The 2,215-nt window shown below is 59.1% G+C and carries 2 protein-coding genes; one reads left to right on the top strand and one right to left on the bottom strand.

The annotated features are described in order from the left end of the window. The first annotated feature begins 262 nt into the window (after positions 1-262). The gene (locus tag NW815_RS13295; RefSeq protein ID WP_414390801.1) at positions 263-1,324 is read left to right on the top strand and encodes a tetratricopeptide repeat protein; all 1,062 of its coding nucleotides are present in this window, start codon (positions 263-265) and stop codon (positions 1,322-1,324) included. Here the strand turns inward: NW815_RS13295 and NW815_RS13290 are convergent. Further along, the gene (locus tag NW815_RS13290) at positions 1,321-2,130 is read right to left on the bottom strand and encodes a response regulator transcription factor (protein ID WP_414390804.1); all 810 of its coding nucleotides are present in this window, start codon (positions 2,128-2,130) and stop codon (positions 1,321-1,323) included. The two genes, NW815_RS13295 and NW815_RS13290, sit on opposite strands and share 4 nt — an antisense overlap. Positions 2,131-2,215 lie beyond the last annotated feature (85 nt).

Here is a 2,215-nt window from a genome sequence, read left to right as displayed (position 1 = left end):
CATACACCATGTGGGGGTATCTGTATCCCGACACTGACGCTACGGGTACAGTGCGGGGCTTAGCTACCCCCACACCCCCACAAGCTAAAGGGTTGGGAGGAGCACGGGGATCCCCTTTCTACTCTTGATCCAAGTGAGCTACGGGAGCTTTTTGGGCTTGAGCTGTTCGGCGTTTTTCGCTGCCAAATCGGGCAGAATCAGAGAGAAGCTCGCGAGCAGATTAAAAAAACAGGATACGTTCGTAACAGCGGTGCAGAGCAGTATGTTCAGAGCCCACGACTCTGCCGGTTTGCGCCTTTTGATTGCGGTTGCCCTGTTGCTGGGGAGCATGGCCAGCTGGCGGCAGGATCGTCTTTTGGCAGTGATGGGCCTGGTGGGTGCAGCCGCCATCTCTGCCTTTACCCGTCCGGCCATCTTGGCCTACAACCGTGGTCGAGAACGGTGGCTGAACCGGGATTTGCTGGGGGCTATTGAACAGCTCAGCTTGGCTCTGCAACGGGATCCCTGCCTGGCCAACGCCTACATTTTGCGGGGAGAAGCCTACTTTGCCCTCGGCCAAGTTCCCCAGGCCCTGGAGGATTTCGGCCAGGCGATCCGGTTGGCCCCGCGGCGACCAGAACCCTATTTTTATCGCGGGCTGATTCGTCAATCTCAGGGGGATCTCCAGGGAGCAACGGCGGAGTTTGCTGAGCTGGTGCGCCTACACCCCAACGTCCCCCACCACCTCAGCTTGGCCAACCTGCTCGTGCAACAGGGATCCCTGCCTTTGGCCCTAGCTCATCTGGATGAAGCCATTCGCTTGGATCCCACCTCAGCGCTTGCCCATTCCCAGCGGGCCCGTTTACACAGCTACCTGGGCACCTGGGAGGCGGCTTTGTCCGATTGGTCGCAGGCTATTTACTGGGATCCCAGCCCAGCCCACTACTACCAGCGGGGGGTGACCTACGCCTGTGGTGATTACTTTGACGAGGCCATTGCCGACCTCAGCCGCAGCTTAGAAAGAGAACCCCAGCAGCCCAACGTTCTCTACATCAGGGGCAACCTTCTCTATGCGCTGGGGGAGATCAAAGCTGCTTTGGACGACTACGAGCGGGCCTTTCGCCTGGAAGCGGATATGAACCGGATTGACCTCTCCGACGAGTATGGCTTGTACGGACGAGGGCTGGCCTACTGGAATATGGGAGATAAAGCAACAGCTTTTTCGGATTTGCAGGCAGCTTTGCAGGTCAGCCGCCGACATCACAACCTGGCCTTGGAGCAGCGGGTACGCCGGTCTCTGCTGCAACTGAGCGATCCCGACTGGGATCCTGCGCAATCTGCCTAGCGGGATTTGATTGATTGATTTGCAGGTGCCTCCCCTGACGCTGCAACTCCACGACGCTGCCGCTGAGGCCCAGATCCTGAATCGCCTGCAGCGGCTGACAGAGTTTTCTGTTCCTGAGGCAGCGGGGGGTTGAGACCGAAGCAGTAGCCGACATTGCGCACTGTGTGGATCAAGCTGGGCTGGCGCGGATCCCGTTCCAGCTTTTTGCGCAACGAGAGGATATGGGTATCGACGGTGCGAGGGTTATCGGTGGAATCCGGCCATGCTCGCTCTAGTAGCTCTAGACGAGAGACGGGATCCCCGTCCGCCTGCACCAGCACCATCAGCAGGCTAAACTCCTGGGGCGTGAGGTCGATCCCTTCCCCAGCCAAGGCGACGCGCCGTTGCACCAGGTCAATTTTGAGATCCCCGTACTGCAGAAAGGTAGGGGGGATATGACGCTGTCGCCGCCGAGCCAAGGCTAGAAGGTGGGCATCCAGCAGTTGCATACTAAAGGGCTTGGTGAGGTAATCGTCCGCTCCTGCTTCTAGGCCGGCGATAATGTCCGCTTCGGATCCCCGGTGGGAGAGTAGCAAAATCAGCAGATCGTACTGGCGATGGGCCCACCGGCACAATTGCAGCCCGCCGCGGTTGGACAGCTCCGCATCCAAAATCAGCAGGTGAATGGGCTGGTGTTGCAGCAGAGTCTTTGCTTGGCGAAGGGTCTCTGCTGCCCAAACTTGGTGTCCGGCCTGTTGCAAATGCCAACACAGCAAGCTGCGCAGATGAGGGTTGCCTTCTGCCAGCAAGATGTGCAAGGGTTGCATGGCTGTTCGGTTGGGATCCCGCCCACATCATAGTGCTCCGCACCGCTGACGCGACAGTGCTATGCCTCCGGCACCCTACCGGGAA

This window comes from Synechococcus sp. R6-7, from assembly GCF_047461695.1.
GTDB lineage: Bacteria > Cyanobacteriota > Cyanobacteriia > Thermostichales > Thermostichaceae > Thermostichus.
This window is presented reverse-complemented; position numbering and strand designations above follow the sequence as displayed.